This is a genomic window from Streptomyces sp. NPDC101776 (genome assembly GCF_044766845.1).
Lineage (GTDB): Bacteria > Actinomycetota > Actinomycetes > Streptomycetales > Streptomycetaceae > Streptomyces.
The window spans coordinates 667,124-692,767 of the sequence record NZ_JBIWMV010000004.1; the positions used below are offsets into that span (position 1 = coordinate 667,124).

Here is a 25,644-nt window from a genome sequence, read left to right on the forward strand (position 1 = left end):
CCACTGACAGCAGGTTCACAGGAGGTGAACGGGGCCGGTGCGGCTGCCGCCTTTCCCTTGAATTGACCTGGACATGGTCTGTCATGGCTTGTTCTTGGTTCCTAGATGGCTCGCGCGCCGCCACGATCTACGCGTGTAGTCACGGTAGTCCCCGCACTCGTCGAGCCAGTCGCCCAGCCACCCAGGAGTTCTGAATGCCCGTCAATCCCATGAACCGCCGTGAGTTCGTGCAGAAGTCCGCCGTCACCGGCGCGGTCGTGGCCGTCGCGGGGACGGCGGCGGCGACACCGGCCGAGGCCGCCGACCGGCACAAGCCCGCGCCGAAGCCGAAGCCCAAGACCTGGTCGTTCTCCATCCTGGGCACGACCGACCTGCACAGCCACGTCTTCAACTGGGACTACTACACCAACGCGGCCCCGGTGGACTCCAAGGGCAACACGTACGGCATCGCCCGTATCGCCACCCTGGTGAAGAACATCCGCAAGGAGAAGGGCGAGGGCCGAGTGCTCCTCGTCGACGCGGGCGACATCATCCAGGGCACCTCCCTCGCGTCGTACTACGCGAGCGTCGACCCGATCACCGGCAAGAACGGCAAGCGCGGCCCCAAGCACCCCATGGCGATCGCCATGAACGAGATGCGCTACGACGCCGCCGCCCTCGGCAACCACGAGTTCAACTACGGCATCGAGGTCGTCCGCACCTTCGAGAAGCAGTGCCACTTCCCGCTGCTCGGCGCCAACGCCCTGGACGCGAAGACGTTGAAGCCGGCCTTCGAGCCCTACACGGTCAAGCGCATCAAGGTGCCGGGGGCGCCCGACATCAAGGTCGGCATCCTCGGCCTCACCAACCCGGGCATCGCCCTGTGGGACAAGGACAACGTCTCCGGGAAGATGACCTTCACCGGCCTGGTCGAGCAGGCGAAGAAGTACGTCCCTCGGCTGCGTGCCCTCGGCTGCGACGTCGTCTTCCTCACCGACCACTCGGGCCTGGACGGCTCGACCTCGTGGGGCGACGAACTCCCGTACGTGGAGAACGCGTCGAACCTGGTCGCCCAGCAGGTCCCCGGCATCGACGCGATCCTGGTCGGCCACACCCACGTCGACGTCCCCACCTACACGGTGAAGAACGAGGAGACCGGCGCGGACGTCCTCCTGTCCGAGCCGTACTGCTACGGCTACCGCCTCTCGGTCTTCGACTTCGAGCTGGAACTGGTGCGCGGCTGCTGGAAGATCACCGGCAAGACGGCGACCACGGTCAACAGCAACACGGTCGCGGAGGACAAGCGGATCACCGAACTCCTCACCGCCGACCACGACTTGGTGGTCAAGTACGTCAACACCGCGATCGGCACGTGTACGGAGGCCATGTCGACGGCGGACGCCTGCTGGAAGGACGTCCCCGCCATCGACTTCATCCACCAGGTCCAGATGGACGCGGTGAAGTCCGGCCTGTCGACGGCGGACGCCGCGCTCCCGCTGATCTCGGTGGCCGCGTGCTTCAGCCGTACGGCGACCATCCCGGCGGGCGACGTGACGATCCGTGACGTGGCGGGTCTCTACGTCTACGAGAACACCCTGTACGGCAAGAAGCTCACCGGCGCCCAGCTCAAGGACTACCTGGAGTTCGCGGCGAAGTACTACCACCAGGTGCCGGCCGGTACCGCGGTCGACACCGCGACGCTCACCAACGCCAACAGCTTCTGGGACTACATGTACGACACGGCGGCCGGTGTCTCCTACGAGATCGACATCGCGGCGGCCGAGGGCTCCCGCATCAAGAACCTCACCTACAACGGCACGGCGGTCGCCGACGACCAGGTCTTCGTCGTCGCGGTCAACAACTACCGCGCCAACGGCGGCAGCGGCTACCCGCACATCGCCGCGGCGGAGACCGCGTACAGCTCCACCAACCAGGTCCGCGACCTGATGATCGCCTACGCCACGGCCAAGGGATCGATCGACCCGACGACGTTCGCGGCGGTCAACTGGAAGCTGACGCAGGCGGGAACGGCGGTCTTCTAGACTCCGGAACCACCTGCCGCGCCGAGTGTGAGGAGCACGGATGTCCATGGCAGTCCTGGGGCGGGCCGAGGCCCGCACCGCCCTGGTCCTGGAGTCCGTGCTCACCACGGCGGCGGTGATGTGGTGGTCGTTCCTGCTTTGGCCCTGGCGCGACGACCCTTACGCGCGGCCCGAGTTGACGCTGGTCCTCGTGCTCGCGGTGTCCCTGGCGGTGACGTGGACGTGGTCGCTCCGGGGCGGCCGGCCGAACACCGCGCGCCTGGCCCTGATCGCCGTACGCGGGGTCGCGGTGCTGACCCCTGTCCCTGTGGGTCTTCTACGGCCGTTAGTCCCCTTGCGGTACGGCTCCGTCCTGCCGGAGGTAGAGGTCGCGCAGCAGGGAGATCTCGGCGCCGTGGTGGATCAGCTCCCTGTTGACGTGCAGGACCCTGTTCTCCATGGGATACGGCTCGGGACCCACCGCGGGCGGATTCTCCAGGTCGGCGTCCGAGAGCGCGCGGACCCCCGCGTTCCATCTCCCGTACATCTCGTCGAACTGTTTCAGCGCCTCGTCGGCGGTCCCCGCGTAGGCGAATGTCCCGGAGTCGACGTCCTGGCCGCCGAAGTACCATCCGACCCGGTAGCCCAGGCAGTCGACGACGATGTGCGCCAGCCGCCAGGCGATCGTGGTCACCGGCGCCGGTATCGGCACCAGGTCGGGGGACGCGGAGTCCATCGTCCACTCCCCGGAACCTTCCGACATCGGTGCGGCCGACGTGCCACGGGGGCGGATGCTCCAGCAGTCGCGCACCGGCTCCCAGAAGTACTCCGCGTCGGTGAGACCGTCCAGCCGCGGCCGCAGATTGGTGCGCCAGTACCAGTCCAACTGATCCGCGAGCCGCTCGCTTCTTGTCATTTCCGCACACTACATAGATCGCCCTATCGCCCCACGAGAAAGGCGGCCCACGCTTCGCCGGAGACGGTGAGATGCGGGCCGTCCGGGTTCTTGGAGTCGCGGATGTGGAGGGAGTGGGGGCAGGGGGCGATCTCGACGCAGTTGCCGCCGCCGCTGTCGCTGTAGGAGGACTTGCGCCAGTCGAAGGCGACTTCGAGGCATTCGCCGCCGCTGTCGTTGCTGTAACTCGACTTGAACCACTGCAAGTTGCTGGTCATACGCGCTCTTCTCCCGCCAACTTCCGGATGAGGCTCAGGGAGTCGTCCGGGCTCAGAGCCTGCGTACGGATCTTCGCATAGCGGTGCGAGAGTTGGGCCACCTTCGAGGGATCGCTGATCAGGACGCTCTCGTCCTCGATCTCCAGATAGACGACATGGCGGTGCTCCTTCGTCACCACCAAGACCATGTCACCGCGCGTTCCCGCGTGTCCGCCCCGCAGCGCCCGTTCCAACGGGACCACTTGGACACTGACATTGTCCCGCTCCGCATCCTCAGCGAGCGAGCGCAGTTGCCCGCGGTGGACGTCCCAACTCGCCAACGGCCGCCGCAGCACCGATTCGTCGAGGATCAGCTCGATCATGGCGGTCGGATCCCGGTCGAAGAGTTTCCGGCGGGTCACGCGAGCCTCGACCAGTTCCTCCACCTTGGCGTCAGGGAGTTTGGGGAAACCGCCGCCGATCAGGGCCCGGGCGTACTCCTCGGTCTGGAAGAGGCCGCCGACCACATACGTCTGATACGACGACAACGTCACCGCCTCCGCTTCCATCAGCGCGAAGTTCTTGAACTGGGGCGGGTACTTGTCGAGCAGGACGTACGTGCGGGCCTCCTCGAAGACCTGCATCCCGCCGCCGATCGCCTCCTCCAGCTTGACGAGCATCTCGTCGCTCGCGGGCTGGGCGCAGGTCTCCATCGCGCTGATGGCCGACCCGGTGTAGCCGGTCATCTTGCCCAACTCGACCTGGGTCAGACCGTGTTGCTCACGCAGTGCCTTCGCGAGAAGGGCGACGAGTCGCGCCACGCCACTCGCCTCCTCCTTGTTCTCCGCCCGCGCCATCGCGGTCACCCCCGAACTCAACCGAACTCAACCGGTCAACAGCACCCCGCACTTGTATCCAACCGTTGCGGATGGTCGACGCAGAGTTATGGAAGACGGTAGCTGTGACTGCCGAGACTGTCCTCATGGATACGCAAAGTGACCTGAAATGGATCCCCGCGACCGGCATCCAACTCCGCAAGGCAGGAGTCCAGTTCGACGCGGTACGGGTGGACGGCGACGAGGGCAGAGACCTCGCGGACAGGCTCGCGCGTATGACGGGAGGGGCGCCGGGGCCGGTCGTGGAGGAGGCGACGGGCAACAGGGCGGTCTACTTCCTGGTCCCGGTCGGCAGCACGTCCCACCGCCCCTGACCACCCGGAGTAACCCGCCTCACCGCCGGCCCGAACCACATGTCGTACATCCCGATCCCGGCCCTCAACGGCCAGAGCTGGCCCCTGACTTGGCGCTACCGCCCGACGGCCCCGGACCACTTCGTCCACGCACTGCTGCTACGAACCGCCCTTCACCCTCAAGAGTGAAGAACGCGAACTCCCGCCCAGGAAAACCCAGTTCCGGCTTGCGTTCGTCGCTTTGCGTGCGCATAGAGTCACGCCAACGAAAACGCCCCCGCGGTGCGCTAACACCCGGGGGCTCGACACCAGGAGCGCCAGCTCCACCAGGTAAAGCGGAGCTCCGGATGCGCATCCATCGTACGACGCCCACGCGCGCCTTTTCAGTCTTCTCCAACGCTCTTCTCCGCGACCGGAGCATTTCCTGGTGCGCGGTCGGCGTACTGACGTACCTATTGAGCCTCCCGAGCGAGGCCCGTGTCACCATCCGCACGCTGGCCGATCAGCGCAAGGAGGGGCGGTCGCGGATCGCCGCCGCCCTGCATGAGCTGGAGGATTCGCGGTATCTGCGGCGCGTGGTGCGCAAGAACCCGGAGAGCGGTCAACTCTTCACCGTGTACGAGGTTTTCGACACTCCGTACGAGGACGAGCCGCCTGCGGGTGAAGAAGAAAAAGTCGAGAACCTGGCCTCCGGCGAGTCGGCCCTCGCGCCGTCGGACGCTCTCCCTTCGGGAGAAAAAACCAGGGAACAAGAACCTCCCTCCCCGCCGCCCCAGGCCGAGTTGAGCGAGCGCACCGCGCTCGCAGCGAGGCTGCTCGGCTCTCTCGGCCGTAGTGAACCCCGGCTTGCTCTCGGCGCCGCCGAGGCGCTGAGACTCGCGCCGCTGGTCGAGGAGTGGTGGGACCGGGGTGCGACGAGCGTCCAGGTGCGTGCCGCCCTGACGGACGGGCTGCCGCGCCGGATGTACTCGCCCGCGGCCATCGTCGAGAACCGCTTGCGCCGAAAGTGCCCGGTTGCCCCCGCAACCTCGCCGGTCACCACCGTCCGGGTCGAATCCCGCAAGCCCGGCGCCTCCGGCTACCGCGAGGCCGCGCAGCGAGGAGGCGCGCTGGCCCGTGCGCTGTTGCAGGGACGGGCCGCGCTCGCTTAACCGCTCCCAGACTCCCGGCCGCACGTCCGTGCAGTGCCGGGTCCGTCGAAAGAAACGGAGTGTTGATGACCGTCGCACTCGTACGCCCGGAGAAAGTATACCGCCGGTATACTTTGCTCATGGCTGACACCACGATCAAGGTCGACCCCGCTGTCCGTGACCGCCTTCAGGAGCTTGCCCGGGAGCGCGGGATCACCATGCGGGACCTCGTGGCCGAGCTGGCCGGGGCCACGCCCACCAAGGAAGAGCTGCGCGAGCGGTACGAGGAGACCAGGGCGTACGTCGAGGAGCACTTCCTCGGCAGGCCTTACACGGAAGAGGACGAGAAGGCCGGCGAGAAGCTGTGGGCCGATCTCGAAGCCGGGCGCATCGGGGAGGTCCAGTGACGGGCGAGGAGCGGTACCCACTGCCTCGTGCAGTCGTCTTCGACGACACCGCCGCGCTGGCCCTCGGCGCGGGGAACGTCATGGCCTCCCGGCTCGTCGTCGAGGCCGAGAATGATCCCGCCCTGCGCGTCTACATCCCGGCGCTCAGTCTCGCCGTCGCCGAGCGGGAGCGGGCCGGGGTCGCCGAACACGTCGGCGCGTTGCCGTCCGTGGCCATCGAGGGGCTCGACTTCGCGGCGGCTGCCGCTGTGGGCAAGCGGCTGCGGGTCGCCGGTGACGGTGAAGGTGAAGGTGAAGGCGACAAGGGTGAGGCCGACTGGAGCGGCGCCCATGTGCTGCACCTCGCTCTGCCCACCGTCGAGTGGCCGCGCGGCCGACCCGTCCTGACCAGGACGCCCACCCGGTATCGCGGTACCGGCATCCGCACGATCCGGATCGTCGAGCAGAGCTGACCACAAAGGGGGCGCCTCCATCGGGACGCCCCCTTTGTGCGGGCATATCCTGAAGGCATCCATTCGTCCGCTCGCGCAACGCCGACCAGAAGAAGGTGACTGCGATGCGCATGATGCTGAAAGCGTCCATGGACACGGAGAAGGGGAACGAGGCCATCCGGAACGGGACTCTCGGGAAGCTGATGGAGGAGACCCTGGAGCAGATCAAGCCCGAGGCCGCCTACTTCACCGCCGAGGGCGGCAAGCGCACCGCGTTCCTGTTCTTCGACCTCAAGGATCCGTCCGACATTCCGTCGATCAGTGAGCCGCTCTTCCTCAACCTCGGTGCCGAGCTGACCTACACCCCGGTGATGAACGCGGAGGACGTCGCGAGCGGTCTCTCCAAGGTCCGCTAGGTCCGCCAGGTCCTCGCTCGGGCCGTCATTACTGCGGTGTCCCCTGGATCCTGGCGAGGGTCAGGACACCGCCGCCGATGCCCCAGCCCGCGTCGGCGACCTCTTCGACCAGGACGAGTGTGGTGGCGCGGGCGCCGTCGCCGAAGATCTCCGCGTACAGGTCAGTGGTGCGCGTGATGATCTGCTCCTTCTGCTCCGCGGTGAGGGCGCCGGCGGGGACCTTGAAATTCGCGAAGGGCATGATGCTCTCTTTCGTAGCGCCGTCGGTGTGGTGTGGGGCAACTGTCCGTTCCCGGCGCCCGGCCGGCCAGGGCTGAGGCCACCCTGGGGTCGGCAGCCCCTGGCTCGGCCCCGCCGGAGGGGAGACGATGAGCGGGTGAACCTTCCCGAGCTCGCGGCGTTCCTCAGGTCCCGGCGTGACCGGGTCGGGCCCGCCGACGTGGGTCTGCCCGTGGGGCCTCGGCGCCGGGTGCCCGGGCTGCGGCGCGAGGAGGTCGCGCAGTTGGCGGGGCTGTCGGCCGACTATTACACCGAGTTGGAGCGGGGGCGTGGCGCTCAGCCCTCCGCCCAGACCCTGGCCGCTCTCGCCCGGGCGCTGCGGCTGGGCGGCGACCAGCGCGACCACCTGTTCCACCTCGCCGACCGGCCGTTGCCCGAGTCGGCGCGGGGCGCGGGCGCGCGGCACGTACAGCCCGCCCTGCTCGGGCTGCTGGACCGGCTGGCCACCACCCCGGCCCAGGTCATCACCGACCTGCACGAGACCCTCGTACAGAATGAACCGGCCGCCGCCCTGCTCGGGCGGGCGCCGGAACCGCGCGGGCCCGCCACAGGGTTCGCGTACCGCTGGTTCACCGATCCGGCCGCCCGCGCGGTCTATCCGCCCGAGGACCATCCGCACCACTCACGGGTCTTCGTCGCCGACCTGCACGCGGTCGCCGCCCGCCGGAGCCGGGACAGCGAGGTCGCCGGGATGACGGCCATGCTGCGGCGGCGCAGCGCGGAGTTCGCCGCCCTGTGGGACACCCACGACGTCGGTCTGCGCCGCAGCGATCACAAGCGCATCGTGCATCCCGCGCTGGGTGTCGTCGAGTTGGACTGCCACAGTCTGTTCAGCGAGGACGGCCGTCAGCGACTGCTGTGGTTCACGGCCCCGCCCGGTACCGAGGGTGCCGCTCAGCTCGAACTGCTCGGTGTCATCGGCACGCAGGACATGGCCGCCGGCGAGGACCGCACGCGCCGTTAGCTGAACACGATCATCGAGCCCTGGGCCAGGCTGCGCGTCGCCGCCGCGTGCAGCCCGAGCCACACGTGCCGCTCGCGCGCGAACGGGCTGGGGTCGTACGGCGCGGGGTCGGCCGGTTCCTCCAACTCCGTGGGGGCGGTGGGGGGTTGGGGTGGCGTGGGCGGGTTCGCGGGGTCGATGCCGATCGTGGGGGCCACGAACTCCAGCTCGCGGAGGAGGGTCTGGGAGGAACCCAAGGGGCCACCGCCGGCGAGGAGTTCGTCGTTCGCGAGCGGGTGCGGGAAGTCGACCGGGACGTAGGCGCCCGCGTGGTCGTAGTGCCAGACCAGGTGGGACTGCTGGGCCGTGGTCTCGAACATCTCCAGGAGCTGTTCGTAGTCGCCGCCGAGGTCGTCCACCGGGGTCACCGGGAGACCGCAGACCTGGAGGAGGTAGGCCCGGCGCAGGAAGTGCAGCGCGTCGTAGTCGAAGCCCGCGACCGGGGCGACCTCGCCGGACAGTCCCGGCATGTACTGGTACACCGGCACCGGAGGGAGCCCGGCCTCGGCCAACAGCGAGTTGTAGAGCGCGAGTTCCTCGGCGAACGGATTGTCGGGGGTGTGGCACAACACGTCGACGAGCGGGACCAGCCACAGGTCACAGGCCAAAAGAGGGCTCCTCGGTTACTCGCTGCGCAGCGTGGATCTCGCATGGTGGTCAGGCAAGAGTAGGGGGAAGAGTAGTCGGTGCGGCCCGGGTCAGCTCCCCTCGTGCAGGTCCCATACCCACACGCCGTCCACCCACTTACCGGGTTTGCCCACCAGCTTTTCCACAGCGGTGCGGAGCTTGTCGTCGTTGGGCTGTGGAGTGACCACCAGGGCGCCCGCGTGCCAGAACGCGAAGTCGGCCTTGGCCTGCGCCCGCCAGTTCTTGCCGATGGTGGGGATGACGCCGGTGTAGCGGACGTCCCGCAGCATGTTCGAGGTGTAGCGGGGCGGGGAGCCGTAGATGCCGATGCGGTCGTCGCCGTAGGGGCCGTTGAAGTAGCCGCCGGGCATCTTGAAGCCGAGGCCGGACGCGGTCTGCCAGTGCAGGGGTTCCGCCGCGCCGGGGTCGGCGAGCGGGACCGGGACGATCGATTCGCCGGCGCGGACGTACGACTTGTAGGTGCCGTCCGTGAAGAAGGCCGGTACCGCCGCCCGGTCGACGGCCTTGAGCGGTGCCGGGATGATCGGGATCAGGGCCATGGACACGGCGAGCAGGCCCACGTACTGCGTGCCGGGTCGGCGGGTCGCCGCCAGGCGTTCGAGCGCGATCGCGAGCAGGATGCCCAGTGCGGGGGCGCAGATCATCGCCACCCGGCCCTCGATCACCGACTCGAAGAGCGGCTTGTGGGCGAGCAGGGCCCAGGGGCCGGGGTAGACCGTGTCCGTGAGCGGGATGCGGATCTTGGGGCCCATGGAGAGGATCGCCGCCGCGACCGCCGTGAACGCGAGGGCTTTGACGAGCTTGTGCTCCCAGAGTCGTACGACGATCGCGAAGGCGAGGAGGACGAGCGGCCAGCCGTAGAAGGCGTTCTGCTCGGTGGGGTTGAGGGAGAGCGAGTTGGCCCGGACCTCGTCGCCCGCGATCAGGGAGCGTTCGGCGAAGGAGAGCAGGGCGAGGGGGCTGTTGCCCGCGTTGTCGCCGTGCAGGACGCTCTTGTAGCTCTGCGGGCCGACGAACTGGTACCAGAGGGGGATCAGGATGATCGGCGCGCAGACCGCCGCCGCGATGCCCAGGCCCTTGAGCAGCGGGCGCCAGGCCGTCTTCACGACCTCCCTGTCGAGGACTCCGTAGGACGCGGCGAACAGGAGCATGCCGATGGAGGCCAGGAGGAGGGGTTCCTCGCCGAGGAAGATCTGGTAGGCCGCCAGCAGGCCGAGCACGATCCCGTCGCGGACGACCCGGGTGCCCGCGCACAGGCGCAGGGCGCGGTCGATGATCAGCGGGATCATGAAGAGGATGACGAAGTTCGGGTGCGCGTTGGCGTGGCTGACCATCGGCGGGGCGAAGGCCGCGAGCGAGGCGCCGACGAAGGCCGCGGCCCGTTGCCGTACGACCCGCTTCACGATCAGCCAGTACCAGGCGGCGGCCGTGGCCGCGAGGCCCAGCGCCATGCAGACGCTGAGGGAGACCGCCGGGCCGGCCAGCAGGGTGAGGGGGGTGAAGGGCACCGACAGGCCCAGCATGACCGTGTTGGCCATGAGGTTCACGCCGTCGGGGAAGCCCTGGAGGTTCGAGAACAGCGGGTTGTGGAAGTGGGACACGTTGTCGGCGGTGACCGCGAAGAACCACTCCCACTGGTTCTGGTCCTGGAGCGAGTCCTCCAGATAGCGGTGGCCCGGGTCGAAGAAGCGGCCCGAGTAGAGGGCGACCGACATGAGGAGGAAGAGGACGGTGACCAGGGCGTCGACCGGGCGCAGCGAGCGGGCGCGGAGGCGGGCGAGTTCGGTCAGGACCCGGACGTAGTCCAGGGGCCGTACCTTCGAGCCGGACTGGTGGGCCCAGCGGACCGGGACCTCGGCGACCTCCCAGTCCGCGCGGCGGAAGTGCTGGAGGACTTCTACGTCGATGCCCCAGCCGTTGATACGGGAGGCGGCGAAGGCCTCGCGGGCGCGGTCGCCCTCGAAGAGCTTGAAGCCGCACTGGGTGTCGCGTATGCCGGGCACCGCGGCCTGGCGTATGAGGAAGTTGCCCCCGCGGCCCAGGAGTTCACGGACCGGATGCTGGTGGCTCTCGATGGTCGCGCCCGGCGCGGCCCGCGAGCCGATCGCCGCGGACCGGCCCTCGCTCAGCTCCTTGTCGAGTTTCTCCAACTCCTCGATGGGCGCGGCCAGATCGGCGTCCGTGACCAGCACCCGGTGCCCGCGCGAGGCGGCCACCCCGAGGCGCAGGGCGTTGCCCTTGCCCCGGTTGCGGGGGCTGGTGACCAACTGCACGCGCGGATCGGCGCGCGAGGTGACGACCTCGCGGGTCCCGTCGTCGGAGCCGTCGTCGGCGACGATGATCTCCCAGCCGCCGAAGCGGCCCTCGTTGTCGCCCAGATACGTGGTGATCGCGTCGAGCGTCGGCCCGAGCCGCTGTTCCTCGTTGTAGGCGGGCACGACGACACTGAGGTCCACGACGACAGCACTGGGGTCCACGGCCGGAGCGGCCCTTTCCGGTCCGGTCACCGGGCGGCCAGCCGCTCGATGAGGGCGAGGGAGTGCTTGTTGTACGCCAGGACGATCGAGCGCGCGGCCGGGGTGTCGCGGCGCGCCAGGGCATCGACCAGTTCGGTGTGCTCGGACCACAACTGCCCGCGCAGATCGGTCAGTCGGCGCAGATGCTGCACCGTGCACACCCAGGACTGGACGCGCAGCCGGTGCAGGAAGTCACCGAGGTAGGGGTTGCCGAACATGGTGCTCAACTCGCGCCAGTAGCGCAGGTCGTAGCCGATCAGCACGGTGAGGTCACCGGCGTCGGCGGCGCGCTGCGCCTCCTCGCCGCGGCGGCGGACCCCGGCGAGCGCGGCGACCGTACGGGGGTCCTCGGTGCGGTCGAAGACGGGGTGGCCGCCGGACAGGGCCAGGAACATGCCCTCGGTGACCAGGGCGCGGGCCTCGATCATGCCGCGGTGGTCGGCCACCGAGTACTCGTGGACGCGGAAGCCGCGGTGCTGGTCGGCCTCCAGCAGGCCCTGCGCGGAGAGATCGACGAGCGCTTCCCGGACCGGGGTCGCGGAGACGCCGTACTGCTCGGCGATCTCCTTCACCGTGAACTCCTGACCGGGTTGGAGCCGGCCGGCCAGGACCTCGTCGCGAAGCGCGTCGGCGATCTGCTGCCGCAGGGTGCTGCGGGTCACGGCGCCGCTGCCGCTGCTTCCGGGCATCGTCGGAGCGTCTCCCTCGTCGCGTTCGATGGCGTACTCGTATATGTCTACGAGCACGCCACCTTACGCGTTCGGGTTCCCGCCCTGCCCGAATGCGGGCACCCGGGGAACGGACCCCCGCATTCCGCCCTGATTCCGCCTTATTTCGTGTACTCGTCGGCCACGGAGAGCGCCGTGTCGAGGGCGGCGAGACCCTCCTTCAGCTCGGCCTCGGTCACGTTCAGCGGCGGCACGACATGGGTGCGGTTCATGTTCACGAAGGGCCACAGCCCCTGCTTCTTGGCGGCGGCCGCGAACGCGCCCATCGCCGCGTTCGCCTCACCGGCCGCGTTGTACGGCACCAGCGGCTCGCGCGTCTCCCGGTCCTGCACCAGGTCCAGCGCCCAGAACATGCCGACCCCGCGCACCTCCCCGACGCTCGGGTGCCGCTCGGCCAGCGCCCGCAGCGCGGGCTCGACGAGGGTCGTGCCGAGGTGCTTCGCGTTCTCCACGACGCCCTCCTCGGCCATGACGTTGATCGTCGCGACGGCCGCGGCACAGGCCAACGGATGCCCGGAGTACGTCAGTCCGCCCGGGTAGGGCCGCTTGCCGAAGGTGTCCGCGATCGCGCCGGAGATGGCGACCCCGCCGAGCGGCACATAGCCGGAGTTGACGCCCTTGGCGAAGGTCATCAGGTCCGGTACGACGTCGAACAGATCGGCCGCGAACCACTCACCGGTCCGCCCGAACCCGGCCATCACCTCGTCCAGGATGAAGACGATCCCGTACTTGTCGCAGATCTCCCGGACCCCGGCGAGATAGCCCGGCGGCGGCACCATGATCCCGGCCGTGCCCGGCACGGTCTCCAGGACGATCGCGGCGATCGTGCCCGGCCCCTCGAAGGCGATCGTCGTCTCCAGGTGCTCAAGGGCGCGCTCGCACTCCTGCTCCTCGGTCTCCGCGTAGAAACGGGACCGGTAGAGGAAGGGCGCCCAGAAGTGCACGACCCCGGCCGAGGCGCTGTCGTTGGCCCAACGCCGCGGATCCCCGGTGAGGTTGATCGCCTGCTGCGTACCGCCGTGGTACGAGCGGTACGCCGACAGCACCTTCGGCCGCCCGGTGTGCAGCCGGGCCATGCGCGTCGCGTGCTCGATCGCGTCCGCGCCGCCATTGGTGAAGAAAATCTTGTCCAGGTCCCCGGGTGTCCGCTCGGCGATCAGCCGGGCGGCTTCCGAGCGGGCCTCGATGGCGAACGCGGGCGCGAAGGTGGTGAGGGTCGCCGCCTGCTCCTGGATCGCGGCGACGACCTTCGGGTGCTGGTAGCCGATGTTCGTGTAGACGAGCCCGCTGGTGAAGTCCAGGTAGCGATTGCCGTCGTAGTCCCAGAAGTACGACCCCTCCGCGCCGGCCACGGCGAGCGGGTCGATGAGTTCCTGCGCGGACCAGGAGTGGAACACGTGCGCACGGTCCGCGGCCTTCACGGCGGCGCCGGCCTGGGGGTTGGGCTGAGGGGTCATGCGGGTGAGCGTAAATGTCCGCGATGCGGAAACGGAATCGGCGTCCTGTCTGTGGTCGTGGGGTTTCCGCGACAGGTTGTCCAGGGAGGCTGGGGGTGAAACTAACCACCGTCTGCCCCTTTGACCGGTTAGGACTGACCCCAGCCTGTGGAGGGTGGGTGGGTTTCCCGTTACGGAACCGTAGACACCACCCCGTCCGTCTCGTCGATTCCCCGCACTATTCTCGGTCTGTCGCGGAGCGCAGGGGCACGACAGGGGCGCGACAGCTCTGTGACCGGGGAGTGCCCGGGGATGTCAGGGGAGGCGGCGCGGTCGTGGAGAAACTGGGGGCGGCCGATCCGCAGCGGATCGGGGCGTACCGGCTGCTGGCCCGGCTCGGGGCCGGTGGCATGGGGCACGTGTATCTGGCCCGCTCGGACCGGGGACGCACGGTCGCCGTGAAGCTGGTGCGGGAGGATCTCGCCGCGCAGGAGGAGTTCCGGGCGCGGTTCCGGCAGGAGGTGCGGGCCGCGCGGCGGGTCGGCGGACACTGGACGGCACCCGTGCTGGACGCGGACACCGACGCCGAGGTGCCGTGGGTGGCCACCGGGTATGTCGCCGGGCCGACTCTGCAACAGGTCGTCGGGCGGGACCACGGGGCACTGCCCGAGCGGTCGGTACGGATCCTCGCGGCCGGTCTCGCGCACGCGCTCCAGGACATCCACGCGGCCGGCATCGTCCACCGCGACCTCAAGCCGTCCAACGTGCTGGTGACGATCGACGGTCCCCGCGTCATCGACTTCGGCATAGCGCGGGCCCTGGAGACCCTCGCCGGCGACGGGCTCACCCGGACCGGTTCGCTGGTCGGCTCGCCCGGTTTCATGGCGCCGGAACAGGTGCGGGGCGACCGCATCACCCCGGCGTGCGACGTCTTCTGCCTCGGTTCCGTCCTCGCCTACGCCGCGACCGGCACCCTTCCCTTCGGCGCCGCGAACAGCGGTGTCCACGCCCTGATGTTCCGCATCGCCCAGGAGGAACCCGACCTCTCGGGCGTCCCCGAGGGCATCGCCGACCTCGTCCGCGACTGCCTCCGCAAGGACCCGGCCACCCGCCCGACCCTCAACCACATCCTCGACCGCACGGGCGCGGAGGACACGGTCTCCGGCGGCCGCTCCCGCGACCCGTGGCTACCGGGCGCCCTGGTAGCCCAACTCGGCCGCCACGCGGTCCGGTTGCTGGACACGGAGGACCCGGAGACGAGGGAACTGGAGCGGATCGATCCGGAGGGGGGCGGGCCGCAGAGGGGTGGCCCGGGGACGAGTGGCCTGGAGGCGGGCGGTCCCGGGATGGGCGGCCCGAGGCCGGGCACTCCGGGGTCGGGCGGCCCGGGGACGCGTGGTCCGGGGATGGGCGGCCCGGTGACGGGTGGTCCGCAGGCGGGGAGCGCGCAGGCGGAGGGCCCGGGAGCAGAGGATTCCGAGGCTGAAGGCGTGAGGGGCGGGGAGGTCGCGGCGGCGGAAGGTGCCGCAGTGGTTCAGGGGGCCGCGCCTGAGCCCACCACCGCGCCCACGCCTGCCACCGCACCCACGCCTGCCACCGCACCCACGCCCGCACTTCCTCCCATGCCGGCTCTTCCCCCTGGCTTCGCTCCGGCCCAGGGTCCTGCTCCGGCCCAGGGTCCTGCTCCGGCCCACGGTTCCGCTCCCGCCCAGGGTCCTGCTCCTGCCCAGGGTTCTGCTCCGGCCCACGGTTCCGCTCCGGGCCAGGGTTCTGCTCCGGCCCACGGTCCCGCCCCCGCCCCCGCCCACGATTCCGTCCCCGCCCCCACGGAGAAGCTGGACCTGTTCAGCAAGGCGCCCGGCGCCTGCACACCCGCCGCCCTCGCCGAAGCCTCCCCCGAGCACGCCCCCGCCTCCGACGACTCCGCCCCGGCGCCACCCGCACCCGCATCGGCCGCCGGTATCGCGCCGGACGGCCACTTCCCGACGGTGGTCGAGGAGCCGTCCGGAGCACCCCGGACTCCGGCTCAGCCCACCCCCCACCCGGCCTACGGCTACCCGCAGCAGCACCCCCAGCCCGTCACCGGATACGGCCCCCCGGAACCCCAACCCCCCGTTCGACCCGCCGCCGCCGACTATCCGCAACTGCCCGCCCGGCAACTCGTCGGCTGGGGCGGCCAGGTCCCCTACAACCCGTACCCCCACAACCCCGGCCTCGGCGCCACCCCGCCCTACGGCCCGGGCCCCTACCCGGAGCCCCAACCGCCGCGCCGCAACGGCCGGTCCACCGCACTGCTCGTCGCCGTCGCACTCGTCGTCGCGCTGGGCGCAGGCGGCTCGGTGTACGCGCTGATGAAGGGCGGCGGCGACGGCGGCCGCAAGGCGAGCGGTGCGGGCGGCCGGGCCACCAGCGCCGCGCCCACGACCCCCGGTCCGACCACCGGGGCACCGTCGCCGACGAACTCGCCGTCCCCCTCCGCCAGTTCGAGCGGCGACGGCGCCGTACCGAGCGGCTATCTCGGCACCTGGAACGCGTCCATCGACAACGCCACGGGCCACAACACCCGTCAACTCACCATCCGGCAGGGCAAGGTGGGGTCCCCGGTGCTGACCCTGGTCGCGGACGGCCCCGGCTACCACTGCGAGTTCACCGCCGACCTCACCCAAGCGCCGGGCGGCGAGAGCCCGTTGGCGATCGGCGCCTCCACCGTCACCTCCGGGAAGCCGCTGTCGTCCTGCAACCCGGGCTCGGCCACGGAGATCACCCTGCTGTCGGACACCACCCTGGAGCGCGTGAGCACCAGCAACGGGGAGAAGCTGACGTACACGAAGGCGGGCTGAACTCCCTTCACCGCAGGGCCAGTCGAACGTCACGCGAACTTCGGCCGGCACCCCCTGCGTGTTTTCCGGTGCCGCCCGTACCGTGACCCCACGATCCGGCTGGGGAGCGGGGGCCCGCAGTGGAGTGGCTGAGCGCGGAGAACGTCGTCGCCGTGGGCACCGCGCTGCTCGGTATCGTCGCGTCCGGCGTGATGGTCTGGTACGAACGCCGGGTGCCGCGCCGCAAGCGCATCGGCTACCGCGTCCAGATGGACAACCCCATCGGCGACGACGTCCGTTCGGGCCGCGCCAACCGCCGCCTCGGCCTCTTCGACGAGGCCCCCGGCATGTCCGACGCCACCCTCGTCCTGCTGCGCATCGAGAACGACGGTTCGCAGAGCATCGCCGACAACGACTACACCGGGCGTGAACTCCACGGCCTCACCGCGCTGTTCACCGACCGCACGATCCGCGGTGTCTCGGTCACCCAGCCGGTCGGCACCGACCATCTGATGGACCACTTCACCCCGGCGGCCGGCCTCGGCTACGACGGCAACAGCCTGCGCATCCCCCGCGTCCCGCTCAACCGCGGCGACCACTTCAAACTGCTGGTGCTGCTCTCCGGCGGCGACGTCGGCTGCCCGATCCGGCTCATCGGCGGCATCCGCGACGGCGAGGTCCACCCCAACCGCAGCGCGACCCCGGACGAGACGCTGCCGCTGTTCAGCCGCGCCTCCCGGCTGATCACCATCATGCTCACGCTGTGCGTGGTGACCCTGGCGGCGATCGTCGTGGTCCGCGACGACGACCCGCCCCCGATCGGCTGCGCCCAGGGCACCCTCACCGTCACCGGTTCGACCGCCTTCGCACCGGTGGTGGAGGAGGTCGCGAAGAAGTACGAGCAGGACTGCGAGGGCGCGAAGGTCGTCGTCGACCCGCACGGATCGACCGCGGGCGTACGGGAGTTGGAGTCCGCCGGGCTCGCGTCGACGAAGGGCTCACCGGCCGTCGTAGCCCTGTCGGACGGACCCAAGCCGAGTGACATGCCGCAGTTGCGCGAGAACCGGATCGCGATGTCGGTGTTCGCGCTCGTCGTCAACGACGGCGTCCGTCTGAAGAACCTGTCCACCGCGGACGTACGGCGCCTGTACCGGGGCGAGATCACCAACTGGAAGCAGCTCGGGGGACCGGACCTCGCCGTCCATCTGGTCAGCCGGGACGCCAACTCCGGGACACGGCAGGTGTTCCAGCGCCGGGTGCTGAAGCGCGGCGAGATCGCCAATTCCTCTGTCGACTGCGTGCACAAGGACGATCCGACGGCGCCCGTGATCCGCTGTGAACTCGACTCCACGGACCAGGTGTTGACCCAGGTCGCCCAGCTCAGGGGCGCGATCGGCTACAGCGAACTCACCCTCGCCTCCGGCGCGAAGGGCCTGCACACCCTCGAACTGGACGGCCACCCGCCCTCCGTGGACGCCATCGAACACGGGACGAGCGCGTACCCGTACCGCGAGATCGAGTACGCCTACACCTACGGCCAGCCGCCGGCCGACTCCCTGGCGTCGAGCTTCCTGACCTATCTCGCGCGGGGCAACGGCCAGGACGTGATCCGGACCCACGGCCACATCCCGTGCTGGACACCGGAGGGCCTGAAGCTCTGCGCGTAGCCCCGCTCCCCGCTCCCCGCTCCCCGGGCACGCTCACCTCACCGGGGTTCCGGCGGCCGTTGCCGGGGCATGTTGGGCCGGTTCCCACCGCCACCCGGTCCACCCGGTCCACCCGGTCCGCCCGGCCCCGGCGGCATCGGGAACCTGCCCTGCACGACCGTCCCCTCCTGCCGCCCGCCGGGAATCAGCGCCGACTGGATGCCCAGCGGCCCCGCCCCGGTCCGGAACTCCACCATCCAGTCGGCCGTCTCCACCCGCACCAGTTCCGTCACGTCCTCCGAGAAGCGCCGTAGCACCCCCAGACACCGGTCCGCTGCCTCGCTCGCCGTACCCTCCGCCGGGCCCAGGAACTCCCGGACGCCCTCCGACGCCCAGTCGAACTGGAGCACCTGGAGCCGCCGCTGCACGGCCTGCGCGGTGGCGACGTCCCGCATCCACCCGGACGTCATCCCGAAGAACCGGTCCCCGGCCACGCACGCCGCCCCCACCAGCAGCGCCAGATAGCCCCAGGCGGCCAGCCCGTCCACCGTCCCGGTGAGATCCAGCAGCGGCAGCGCGGCCCCGGCCAGCGCGCCCAGCGCCGCGCCCGCGCGCAGCACCCGCGCCCCGCGCCGCTTCCCCATCCGGTCCGTGAGATACCGGTCCGCCGTCTCCAGCGCCCCGCGCTCGACCCACCGGTACAGCTCGTCCAGCCGGGCCGTCGGCTCGCCCCAGTCCCCGAGCGGAAACGTCCGCCCGGCCACATCGCCGCCTTCGGGCTGAATCTCCGGCTGACCCACCCGGCACTCCCTTACGTCGTGTGACACCTGATGCTGATGTGCCGGATCCTTCCTACCGCCCAATGGGTGGCGAAGGATCTGGTTTCACCTCTTTTCCGCCCGGAAGTGGGTCTTGATCAGGTATAGGACACGGTGAAGACTCACTCGAAAGAGTGCTGAAGCGACGACTGCCCGGACCACGTAGGCTCGTGCCGAGCGGGAGAAACCTCGCCCGTGAAGCCGTACGAAACCAGGAGCTGATCGTGATTCCCGGTGGTGGCCAGCCCAATATGCAGCAGTTGCTCCAGCAGGCCCAGAAGATGCAGCAGGACCTGGCGAACGCGCAGGAGGAGCTGGCGCGGACCGAGGTCGACGGACAGGCGGGTGGCGGGCTGGTGAAGGCCACCGTGACCGGCGCCGGCGAGCTGCGCGCGCTGAAGATCGACCCGAAGGCGGTCGACCCCGATGACACGGAGACCCTCGCGGATCTGATCGTCGCGGCGGTCCAGGCGGCCAACGAGAACGCGCAGACCCTCCAGCAGCAGAAGCTCGGCCCGCTGGCGCAGGGCCTGGGCGGTGGCGGCAGCGGTATCCCCGGTCTGCCTTTCTAAAACAAACCGCGGCCAACTACGGTACGTACATACCTCCCGCACATACTCCGAGGAAGGGCAGGCAGTCCGTTGTACGAAGGCGTGGTCCAGGACCTCATCGACGAGTTGGGGCGACTTCCCGGCGTCGGTCCCAAGAGCGCGCAGCGGATCGCCTTCCACATCCTCCAGGCCGAGCCGACGGACGTCCGCCGGCTCGCGCAGTGCCTGATGGAGGTCAAGGCGAAGGTCCGCTTCTGCGCGACCTGCGGAAACGTCGCGCAGGAAGAGCTGTGCGGGATCTGCCGCGACCCGCGCCGCGACCTCTCGGTCATCTGCGTGGTCGAGGAGCCGAAGGACGTCGTGGCGGTCGAACGCACCCGTGAGTTCCGGGGCAAGTACCACGTCCTGGGCGGCGCGATCAGCCCGATCGAAGGTGTCGGACCCGACGACCTGCGTATACGAGAACTTCTCGCGCGGTTGGCCGACGGTACGGTCACGGAACTGATCATTGCCACGGACCCGAATCTGGAAGGCGAGGCCACGGCCACGTACCTCGCCCGCATGCTCAAGCCCATGGGCCTCAAGGTCACCCGCCTGGCCAGCGGCCTCCCGGTGGGCGGCGACCTGGAATACGCGGACGAGGTGACCCTCGGCCGCGCCTTCGAGGGGAGACGACTCCTAGATGTCTGACGCCACGCTGCATGCCATCGCACCGGACCCGGACGACTTCGCGGTCCAGATCGCGGACCAGGTCGAGAGCTTCCTGGTGGCCGTGTTCGAGGTCGCGAAGGGAGAGGACCCCGACTCGGCGGTCCCCTTCCTCCTCCTGGAGGTGTCCCAACTCCTCCTGGCGGGCGGTCGTCTGGGCGCGCACGAGGACATCGTTCCGGACGAGCGCTACGAGCCCGACCTGGGCCCGGAGCCGGATGTGGACGAGATCCGCGAGCGCTTCGCGGTCATGCTGGAGCCGATCGACGTGTACTCGGAGGTCTTCGACCCCTACGATCCGCGCACGGCCCCGGTACCGGCCCGTATCTCCGACGACCTCGCCGACATCATCACCGACCTCCGCCACGGCATGGCCCACTACCGCGCCGGCCGCACCACGGAGGCCCTGTGGTGGTGGCAGTTCTCCTACTTCTCCAACTGGGGCTCCACCGCCTCGGCCGCCTTGCGCGCCCTCCAGTCCCTGGTCGCCCACGTCCGCCTCAACCAGCCCCTCCCGGAACTGGACGGCCTGGACACGGACGTGAGCATGGGCGACGAGACGCTGGAGTTCGAGGCGGGCCGCGTGATGGCGGAGGAGATCGGCGAGCCGCTGGGGATCAGGCCGGTCAAGTAGGGCTTTTCTACGGCATGTTGTGGGGCGCGGCGAGTACGCTGCGCCCCACAGTGCGTGTACGGGGATGTGCGTGTACGGGGACGAGAGGGACGCCCGATGGCGGACGAGGCGTGGGCGGGGCTGGCCGAGGCGATCGGGGCGATCCGGGCGGAGCTGCAACAGGCGGCGCGGGACGGTGCGGGACAGGAGATCCAGTTCCGCACGGGCCCGGTGGAGATCGAGTTCGCCGTGGACGTGAAGAAGGACGGGGAGGCACGGGCGAAGGTCTTGGTGCTCCCGTTCGGCGCGGAGGCGAAGGCCTCGCGATCAAAAGGCACGACGAGTCGAGTCAAACTCACACTCCAACCGGTCGATGCAGAGGGCGCGGATCGGCGTATCGCGGACGACTCGGGGGAACGCCCCAAGTAACGGGGAGCACGGGGGTGTTGGCCTGTGGCTGTGGACGTGCGGCGGGTCGTGGAGATCTGGAATCCGGTCGGGAAGTGTTCGGGTACCGGTTATCTGGTCGCGGACGACATCGTCCTGACGGCCCTTCACAATGTGCTGGGCTGTGAGGACTTGGAGGTCAGGGGTCTCGGCGGCGACTCCACATGGCTTGCGGCGGAAGTGTTGTGGCCGCTGACGGAGCCACCCGATCTGGAGCGGGAGCCGCAGGCGGACGGGGCGTTGGTCAGGATCACGGATGCGGGATGGCTCCCGCCGACTGGAGCTGACCCCGTCCGCTGGGGCCGGATCGACGGTGGCCCTGTCGTACCGGACGAGGGGCGGCTGGCGTGCGTCGCGGTCGGATTCCCCAAGTCCGAGGTACGGGACGGAATCCGGGACACGAAGGAGATCCGCGGCCACATCGAGAGGCTGACGGGGCTCAAGTCGGGTGGGCTGATCGCGGCGTACGTCGACCAGGTCGCCGTGCCCGGTGTCTGGGCGGGTGCGTCCGGGGCGGCGCTCTTCGTGAGGGGGCGGCTCATCGGGGTCCTGACGACCGACCGGCGGCGGGACTACGACGGGGATCAGCTGACGGCGGTGTCGGTGGTGGGGTTGGCTGCGCGGCCCGGGTTTGTGGCGGCGGTGGGGGAGTTGGTCCCGGAGGACGTTGCGGCTACGGCTGCTGATCGCGAGGGGGCGCGGCGTACGGCAACCGTGTACGACGTCGAAGTCCCGTCGGGTGTCAACAACTTGCCGGAGCTGCCCTCGCCGATTTTCGTCGGCAGGGTGGAAGTGATGGCCGAACTGGAGCGGGCTCTGTCGGCGGAGTCACAGACGATCACGCAGACGGTGCACGGGCTTGGGGGTGTCGGGAAGACGACGCTGGCACTGCACTACGCGCATGACCATGCGGGGGCGTATCGGTTGGTGTGGTGGATTCGTTCGGACACGCCCGAGCTGATCGAGGCGGGATTCGCGGCGCTGACTGTGCGGCTGCGGGGTGAGGAGGCATTCGACCTCACCACTACGCAGGCCGCTGAGTGGGCGGTGGGGTGGTTGCAGACGCACCCGGGATGGCTGCTGGTCTTCGACAACGCGGAGAAGCCGGGGGATGTGCATGCCTGGACGGGTCAACTACGGGCATCGGGGCGTCACTTGATCACTAGTCGGTACAAGCGGGGTTGGGTGTGCGACCCGATCTCGTTGCGTGTGCTGGATCAGGAGGCTTCGCTGGCCCTCCTGTCAGGCCTCGTCGGGAACGGTGAGGAAGACGAGGCCCGCGCGCTGGCGGACGAACTCGGCCATCTGCCGCTTGCCCTGGAACAGGCTGGCGCCTTCATCGCGCAGAGGGAGATCTCGATCGCGGCGTACCGGGCCATGCTGGAGCAGTATCCGGCGAGTGCGACGGCTGCGGCACCGGGTGGCTTTGACCCTGCCCGGACGGTTGCGCGGATCTGGCGCATCACGCTGGACGTGCTTGAGGAGCAGGATCCCAGGGCGTTGGGGATCTTGCGGATCGCGGCGTGGTACGCCCCGACCGGCATTCCGCGATCTCTGTTCGAGCCGTTCGCCGAGGATCCGGTCGATCTTGCCCAACTCTTGGGGTTGTTGGCCGACTACAACATGATTTCGCTCGACCGGGCGGGGGTCGGCATCCACCTCTTGGTCCAGATGGTGGCCCGCACACCGTCGCCGGACGATCCGCATCGTGATCAGGAGCGCATCCTGGCCGCGCGTGAATGGGCCACGAAGCTGATGCTTGACGAGCTTCCGCGCGATCCCAGCGGAAACGTTGCGGGCTGGCCGACCTGGAGAGCCTTGCTTCCCCACGTCGAAGCCATCCTTGACGCGTTCGAACCGGGCGAGGACACGACTGAGATTGATGAGATCCTCACTCTGACGGGACAGTTTCTCCAGGAGCAAGGGCAGTTGAGCCAGGCAACCGACTGCTTTGTCCGCTCTCTGGCAGCGGCTACTCGGCTCCTTGGCGAGGATGATCCGAGCACGCTGATATCGCGGAACAACCTAGCTCTCGCGTATCGGGAATCGGGGGATGCGCTGCGGGCGGTTCCTTTGTTCGAGCGGACGTTGGAGGATTGTGTGCGGGTGTTGGGTGACGATCATCCGGACACACTGGCTTCGCGGAACAACCTGGCTTACACCTACCAGGCGTTGGGGGATGTGGTGCGGGCGGTTCCTTTGTATGAGCGGACGTTGGAGGATCGTGTGCGGGTGTCGGGTGAGGATCACCCGGACACACTGATTTCGCGGAACAACTTGGCTGGCGCGTATCGGGCGTTGGGGGATGTGGTGCGGGCGGTTCCTCTGTTCGAGCGGACGTTGGAGGATCGTGTGCGGGTGTTGGGTGAGGATCACCCGGACACGCTCATTTCGCGGAACAACTTGGCTGGCGTGTATCGGGTGTCGGGGTATGCGGCGCGAGCGATCCCGCTCTACGAACAGGCGCTTACCAGTTGTCTTCGTGTACTGGGCGAAGACCACCCGACGACAAAGGCCGTCCGCGCGAATCTCTCCGCCGCGCGCGCCCAACAGCCTGGACCTACGCCCCCGCCAACGCCAGCACCGCCCCCAACCGCCCCGCCTCCACAAACGGCGCCGTAACCGTAGGCTCGCTGTACCACCGCAACGGCCACGTGTTCCCGTCCAGCGCCGGAATCCCGATGTACGTGACGGTACGAGCGCCCCGGCCGCCGAACTGCTGCACACCCAAAGGCCAGTTGTGCCGGCGCACCTCCCCGGGCGCCAGCAGGAAGTACATCCACCGGAACCCGGCGGCCTCGCAGACGACAGGCCCCGCATCCCCGTCGGCGGCCTCGATGAGACGCGCGGCGACACGTTCTCCCCGTACGCCTTCGATGCGTACGGCGTCGAAGTGGACGCCGGTGAGGCGGAGTTGGTGACCGGATGCGGGGATCCAGTCCGGCAGGTGAATTGAGTCGGTCATGGTCACACGGTGGCGTCTACGAAGCTACGCTCGGTAGTGACTGAGGTGATACACGCCGGGGTGTATCGGTCGGAGGTGGACGCTGTGCCTGGTCAGTCCAAAGCCAAGTCCCTGCCGCCTATGGCCTGGCGGTACAGCGGGAACCAGCTGAAGCGGTGGCGCACCAAGGCCAATGTGAGCCGGGAGGAACTGGCCGCCGCCTCCAACTACTCGCCGGACACCATCAAGTCGATGGAGCAGGGCGTACGGATGCCGACGCCGCGCGTGCTCGACGTGGCCGATGGGATGTGCCGGGCCGATGGGCTGTTGAGCGCGGCCAAGGACTACTTGCTGAGGGAGAAGTTTCCGGCGCGGGCACAGGACTTCATGGAGAAGGAGCGGGAGGCGATCAGCCGGTGGTCGTACGAGACCGCCCTGGTACCAGGGCTGTTGCAGACCGAGTCGTACGCACGGGCGCTTATCGAGAACCGCCTTCCACCTCTGGACGAGGAGACGGTGGAGAAGCGGATCGCGGCACGAATGGAGCGGCAGGCTCTCCTCACGGGGTGCACACCGCCGATGGCCGTGAGCTTCGTTCTCTACGAAGCGGTTCTGCGCAGCCCCCAGGTGGACACCGAGCAACTGCACCGACTGTTGTGGACGTTCCGTCTGCGAAACGTCGTCTTGCAGGTGCTCCCCTTCGAACGGGCCATCAGCGACGCCCTCGTCGGGCCAATGGTCCTGTTGGAGACCTGCGGCCACGAGAGATTCGCCTTCACGGAAGGGCCGTTCGTCAGCGAGTTGTCGGCTGATCCGGAGGTTGTCAGCCGGGTGAGCGAGCGGCTTAGCATGATCCGCGCGCAGGCTCTGAGCCCTGCCGAGTCGGCCCGTTTCATCGAGCGGATGGTGGATCAGTCATGAGTGACAAGTTGACGTGGTTCAAGTCGAGTTACAGCGACAACGAGGGCGGCGACTGCGTAGAAACAGCCATCCCCACCCCCCGAACCACCATCCACATCCGCGACTCGAAGTACCCCTCGGGCCCTCAACTCACCGTCACCGCCCTCGCCTGGGAAGCCTTCATCTCCGCAGCTCACCCCGGAGCTTGAGCCCCGGGCTTCGAGCTCTTTTCTTGGGTTCTGGGCTGGTTGAAAACAACCCAACCAACCAAGCCTGTACGTGAGTTGAGGGGGGTTTAACCCGAACGGGTGACATCCCGTGATCAGCTTGCGTCGCAACGGAAAGTCACTCTAGGTTCACGGCAAACAGCAAATAGATCGGCCCCGGTCGGTGCTACCAACACCGGCTCCGGGGCCTGGACCTACGTATCGAATCGAGCTCGATCGTGGCTTACGCCCAGCCTAGCCCTGCCCTGCCGTCCCCGTCGCACCCCATGGCCAATACGGGCTACGGAAAACGCGCCACGGGTGACGAAGACCCGCACGCGGACCCGGACTTCGCACACCTGAGCGCGCGTGACGCCGAGTTCGCCGTCTTCATCGACCACCTCGACAACGGCCACGCCATGGGCCACAAGGCGATCGCGGCCGAGCACCCCCGTTACGGCCAGCAGGCCTGCCGTACGTCGCTCAAGAGCCTCACTGTGAAGCTCCCCCTTTGACCTGGACAGCTTGATACTGGGACGGATGGTCCCGGAGGAAGCAGTCATAGGTAGTGAGTAGCAAGAGCAACATGAGTAAGCGGTACACGGCCGAGTTCAAGCGGGACGCGGTTGCCCTGGCGTTGTCCTCGGAAAAGACGGT

General features: G+C 69.0%; 26 protein-coding genes and 1 pseudogene. 17 read left to right on the forward strand and 10 right to left on the reverse strand.

Annotated elements, in window-relative coordinates; all coding sequences use genetic code 11:
* The first annotated feature begins 194 nt into the window (after positions 1-194).
* Positions 195-2,021 (forward strand): bifunctional metallophosphatase/5'-nucleotidase, encoded by a 1,827-nt coding sequence (locus tag ACIRRY_RS18370; RefSeq protein WP_403973534.1) that lies wholly within the window; start codon positions 195-197, stop codon positions 2,019-2,021.
* 325 nt (positions 2,022-2,346) lie between these two features.
* Here ACIRRY_RS18370 and ACIRRY_RS18375 read toward each other — a convergent pair whose 3' ends face one another.
* Genes ACIRRY_RS18375 through ACIRRY_RS18385 form a run of 3 tightly spaced genes read right to left on the reverse strand, consistent with a single transcriptional unit; the run spans position 2,347 to position 4,018 of the window.
* Positions 2,347-2,916, reverse strand: a complete 570-nt coding sequence (locus ACIRRY_RS18375) for a DinB family protein (protein WP_403973537.1) — start codon at positions 2,914-2,916, stop codon at positions 2,347-2,349.
* Positions 2,917-2,939: 23 nt separating this feature from the next.
* Complete coding sequence (locus tag ACIRRY_RS18380; protein WP_403973539.1) at positions 2,940-3,173, reverse strand: DUF397 domain-containing protein; 234 nt, start codon at positions 3,171-3,173, stop codon at positions 2,940-2,942.
* Positions 3,170-4,018 (reverse strand): helix-turn-helix transcriptional regulator, encoded by an 849-nt coding sequence (locus ACIRRY_RS18385; protein WP_403973541.1) that lies wholly within the window; start codon positions 4,016-4,018, stop codon positions 3,170-3,172. Before ACIRRY_RS18385 ends, ACIRRY_RS18380 begins: the two co-directional genes overlap by 4 nt.
* 116 nt (positions 4,019-4,134) lie before the next feature.
* Between ACIRRY_RS18385 and ACIRRY_RS18390 the strand changes: the two are divergent.
* The 5 genes and pseudogenes from ACIRRY_RS18390 (at position 4,135) to ACIRRY_RS18410 (ending at position 6,725) form a co-directional block, all read left to right on the forward strand.
* Positions 4,135-4,530, forward strand: a pseudogene (locus ACIRRY_RS18390) (hypothetical protein).
* Positions 4,531-4,688: 158 nt separating this feature from the next.
* A complete protein-coding gene (locus ACIRRY_RS18395; RefSeq protein WP_403973543.1) occupies positions 4,689-5,492 on the forward strand; it encodes a hypothetical protein in 804 nt (267 codons plus the stop codon).
* Between the two features lie 119 nt (positions 5,493-5,611).
* Positions 5,612-5,878 (forward strand): hypothetical protein, encoded by a 267-nt coding sequence (locus tag ACIRRY_RS18400; protein WP_403973546.1) that lies wholly within the window; start codon positions 5,612-5,614, stop codon positions 5,876-5,878.
* Positions 5,875-6,330, forward strand: a complete 456-nt coding sequence (locus tag ACIRRY_RS18405) for a hypothetical protein (protein WP_403973548.1) — start codon at positions 5,875-5,877, stop codon at positions 6,328-6,330. Before ACIRRY_RS18400 ends, ACIRRY_RS18405 begins: the two co-directional genes overlap by 4 nt.
* Before the next feature lie 104 nt (positions 6,331-6,434).
* Positions 6,435-6,725 (forward strand): hypothetical protein, encoded by a 291-nt coding sequence (locus ACIRRY_RS18410; RefSeq protein ID WP_403973550.1) that lies wholly within the window; start codon positions 6,435-6,437, stop codon positions 6,723-6,725.
* Between the two features lie 28 nt (positions 6,726-6,753).
* On the opposite strand, the gene ACIRRY_RS18415 is transcribed toward ACIRRY_RS18410, so the two are convergent.
* The gene (locus ACIRRY_RS18415; protein ID WP_403973553.1) at positions 6,754-6,966 is read right to left on the reverse strand and encodes a 4-oxalocrotonate tautomerase family protein; all 213 of its coding nucleotides are present in this window, start codon (positions 6,964-6,966) and stop codon (positions 6,754-6,756) included.
* 135 nt (positions 6,967-7,101) lie between these two features.
* Between ACIRRY_RS18415 and ACIRRY_RS18420 the strand changes: the two genes are divergently transcribed.
* Positions 7,102-7,968 carry a helix-turn-helix domain-containing protein gene (locus ACIRRY_RS18420; protein WP_403973555.1) on the forward strand — a complete coding sequence of 289 codons (867 nt, stop codon included), beginning with the start codon at positions 7,102-7,104 and terminating at the stop codon, positions 7,966-7,968.
* Here ACIRRY_RS18420 and ACIRRY_RS18425 read toward each other — a convergent pair.
* From ACIRRY_RS18425 to ACIRRY_RS18440, 4 genes are all read right to left on the reverse strand, one after another.
* Positions 7,965-8,615 (reverse strand): hypothetical protein, encoded by a 651-nt coding sequence (locus ACIRRY_RS18425; protein ID WP_403973558.1) that lies wholly within the window; start codon positions 8,613-8,615, stop codon positions 7,965-7,967. The genes ACIRRY_RS18420 and ACIRRY_RS18425 overlap by 4 nt on opposite strands.
* 90 nt (positions 8,616-8,705) lie before the next feature.
* Positions 8,706-11,132: a dolichyl-phosphate beta-glucosyltransferase gene (locus ACIRRY_RS18430; protein ID WP_403973560.1), complete on the reverse strand. Its 2,427-nt coding sequence runs from the start codon at positions 11,130-11,132 to the stop codon at positions 8,706-8,708.
* Positions 11,133-11,158: 26 nt separating this feature from the next.
* Entirely contained in the window at positions 11,159-11,860 is a 702-nt protein-coding gene (locus ACIRRY_RS18435; protein ID WP_403973656.1) for a GntR family transcriptional regulator, read from the reverse strand.
* Positions 11,861-12,000: 140 nt separating this feature from the next.
* Complete coding sequence (locus tag ACIRRY_RS18440; RefSeq protein ID WP_403973563.1) at positions 12,001-13,356, reverse strand: aspartate aminotransferase family protein; 1,356 nt, start codon at positions 13,354-13,356, stop codon at positions 12,001-12,003.
* Positions 13,357-13,670: 314 nt separating this feature from the next.
* Between ACIRRY_RS18440 and ACIRRY_RS18445 the strand changes: the two genes are divergently transcribed.
* Positions 13,671-16,175, forward strand: coding sequence for a serine/threonine-protein kinase (locus ACIRRY_RS18445; protein WP_403973565.1), 2,505 nt, complete (start codon positions 13,671-13,673; stop codon positions 16,173-16,175).
* 119 nt (positions 16,176-16,294) lie between these two features.
* Complete coding sequence (locus ACIRRY_RS18450; RefSeq protein ID WP_403973568.1) at positions 16,295-17,821, forward strand: substrate-binding domain-containing protein; 1,527 nt, start codon at positions 16,295-16,297, stop codon at positions 17,819-17,821.
* A 38-nt stretch (positions 17,822-17,859) separates the two neighbouring features.
* Here the strand turns inward: ACIRRY_RS18450 and ACIRRY_RS18455 are convergent, their stop codons facing one another.
* The gene (locus ACIRRY_RS18455) at positions 17,860-18,600 is read right to left on the reverse strand and encodes an SLATT domain-containing protein (protein ID WP_403973570.1); all 741 of its coding nucleotides are present in this window, start codon (positions 18,598-18,600) and stop codon (positions 17,860-17,862) included.
* Between the two features lie 242 nt (positions 18,601-18,842).
* On the opposite strand from ACIRRY_RS18455, the gene ACIRRY_RS18460 reads away from it, so the two are divergent.
* From ACIRRY_RS18460 to ACIRRY_RS18480, 5 genes are all read left to right on the forward strand, one after another.
* On the forward strand, positions 18,843-19,190 hold the full coding sequence (locus ACIRRY_RS18460; RefSeq protein WP_200690759.1) for a YbaB/EbfC family nucleoid-associated protein: 348 nt from the start codon (positions 18,843-18,845) through the stop codon (positions 19,188-19,190).
* 69 nt (positions 19,191-19,259) lie between these two features.
* The gene (gene recR / locus ACIRRY_RS18465) at positions 19,260-19,859 is read left to right on the forward strand and encodes a recombination mediator RecR (protein WP_317772726.1); all 600 of its coding nucleotides are present in this window, start codon (positions 19,260-19,262) and stop codon (positions 19,857-19,859) included.
* On the forward strand, positions 19,852-20,511 hold the full coding sequence (locus ACIRRY_RS18470; RefSeq protein WP_403973572.1) for a DUF5063 domain-containing protein: 660 nt from the start codon (positions 19,852-19,854) through the stop codon (positions 20,509-20,511). The genes recR and ACIRRY_RS18470 overlap by 8 nt, the downstream gene beginning before the upstream one ends.
* A 96-nt stretch (positions 20,512-20,607) precedes the next feature.
* Positions 20,608-20,919, forward strand: a complete 312-nt coding sequence (locus tag ACIRRY_RS18475; protein WP_403973575.1) for a trypco2 family protein — start codon at positions 20,608-20,610, stop codon at positions 20,917-20,919.
* Positions 20,920-20,943: 24 nt separating this feature from the next.
* The gene (locus ACIRRY_RS18480) at positions 20,944-23,559 is read left to right on the forward strand and encodes a tetratricopeptide repeat protein (RefSeq protein ID WP_403973577.1); all 2,616 of its coding nucleotides are present in this window, start codon (positions 20,944-20,946) and stop codon (positions 23,557-23,559) included.
* Here the strand turns inward: ACIRRY_RS18480 and ACIRRY_RS18485 are convergent.
* The gene (locus tag ACIRRY_RS18485; RefSeq protein ID WP_403973579.1) at positions 23,498-23,908 is read right to left on the reverse strand and encodes a hypothetical protein; all 411 of its coding nucleotides are present in this window, start codon (positions 23,906-23,908) and stop codon (positions 23,498-23,500) included. The two genes, ACIRRY_RS18480 and ACIRRY_RS18485, sit on opposite strands and share 62 nt — an antisense overlap.
* Before the next feature lie 114 nt (positions 23,909-24,022).
* Between ACIRRY_RS18485 and ACIRRY_RS18490 the strand changes: the two genes are divergently transcribed.
* The 3 genes from ACIRRY_RS18490 to ACIRRY_RS18500 all read left to right on the forward strand — a co-directional run bounded on the left by ACIRRY_RS18490 (position 24,023) and on the right by ACIRRY_RS18500 (position 25,502).
* Positions 24,023-24,802, forward strand: a complete 780-nt coding sequence (locus tag ACIRRY_RS18490; RefSeq protein ID WP_403973659.1) for a helix-turn-helix domain-containing protein — start codon at positions 24,023-24,025, stop codon at positions 24,800-24,802.
* Complete coding sequence (locus ACIRRY_RS18495) at positions 24,799-24,990, forward strand: DUF397 domain-containing protein (RefSeq protein ID WP_403973581.1); 192 nt, start codon at positions 24,799-24,801, stop codon at positions 24,988-24,990. Before ACIRRY_RS18490 ends, ACIRRY_RS18495 begins: the two co-directional genes overlap by 4 nt.
* 284 nt (positions 24,991-25,274) lie before the next feature.
* A complete protein-coding gene (locus ACIRRY_RS18500) occupies positions 25,275-25,502 on the forward strand; it encodes a hypothetical protein (RefSeq protein ID WP_403973584.1) in 228 nt (75 codons plus the stop codon).
* Positions 25,503-25,644: the final 142 nt, after the last annotated feature.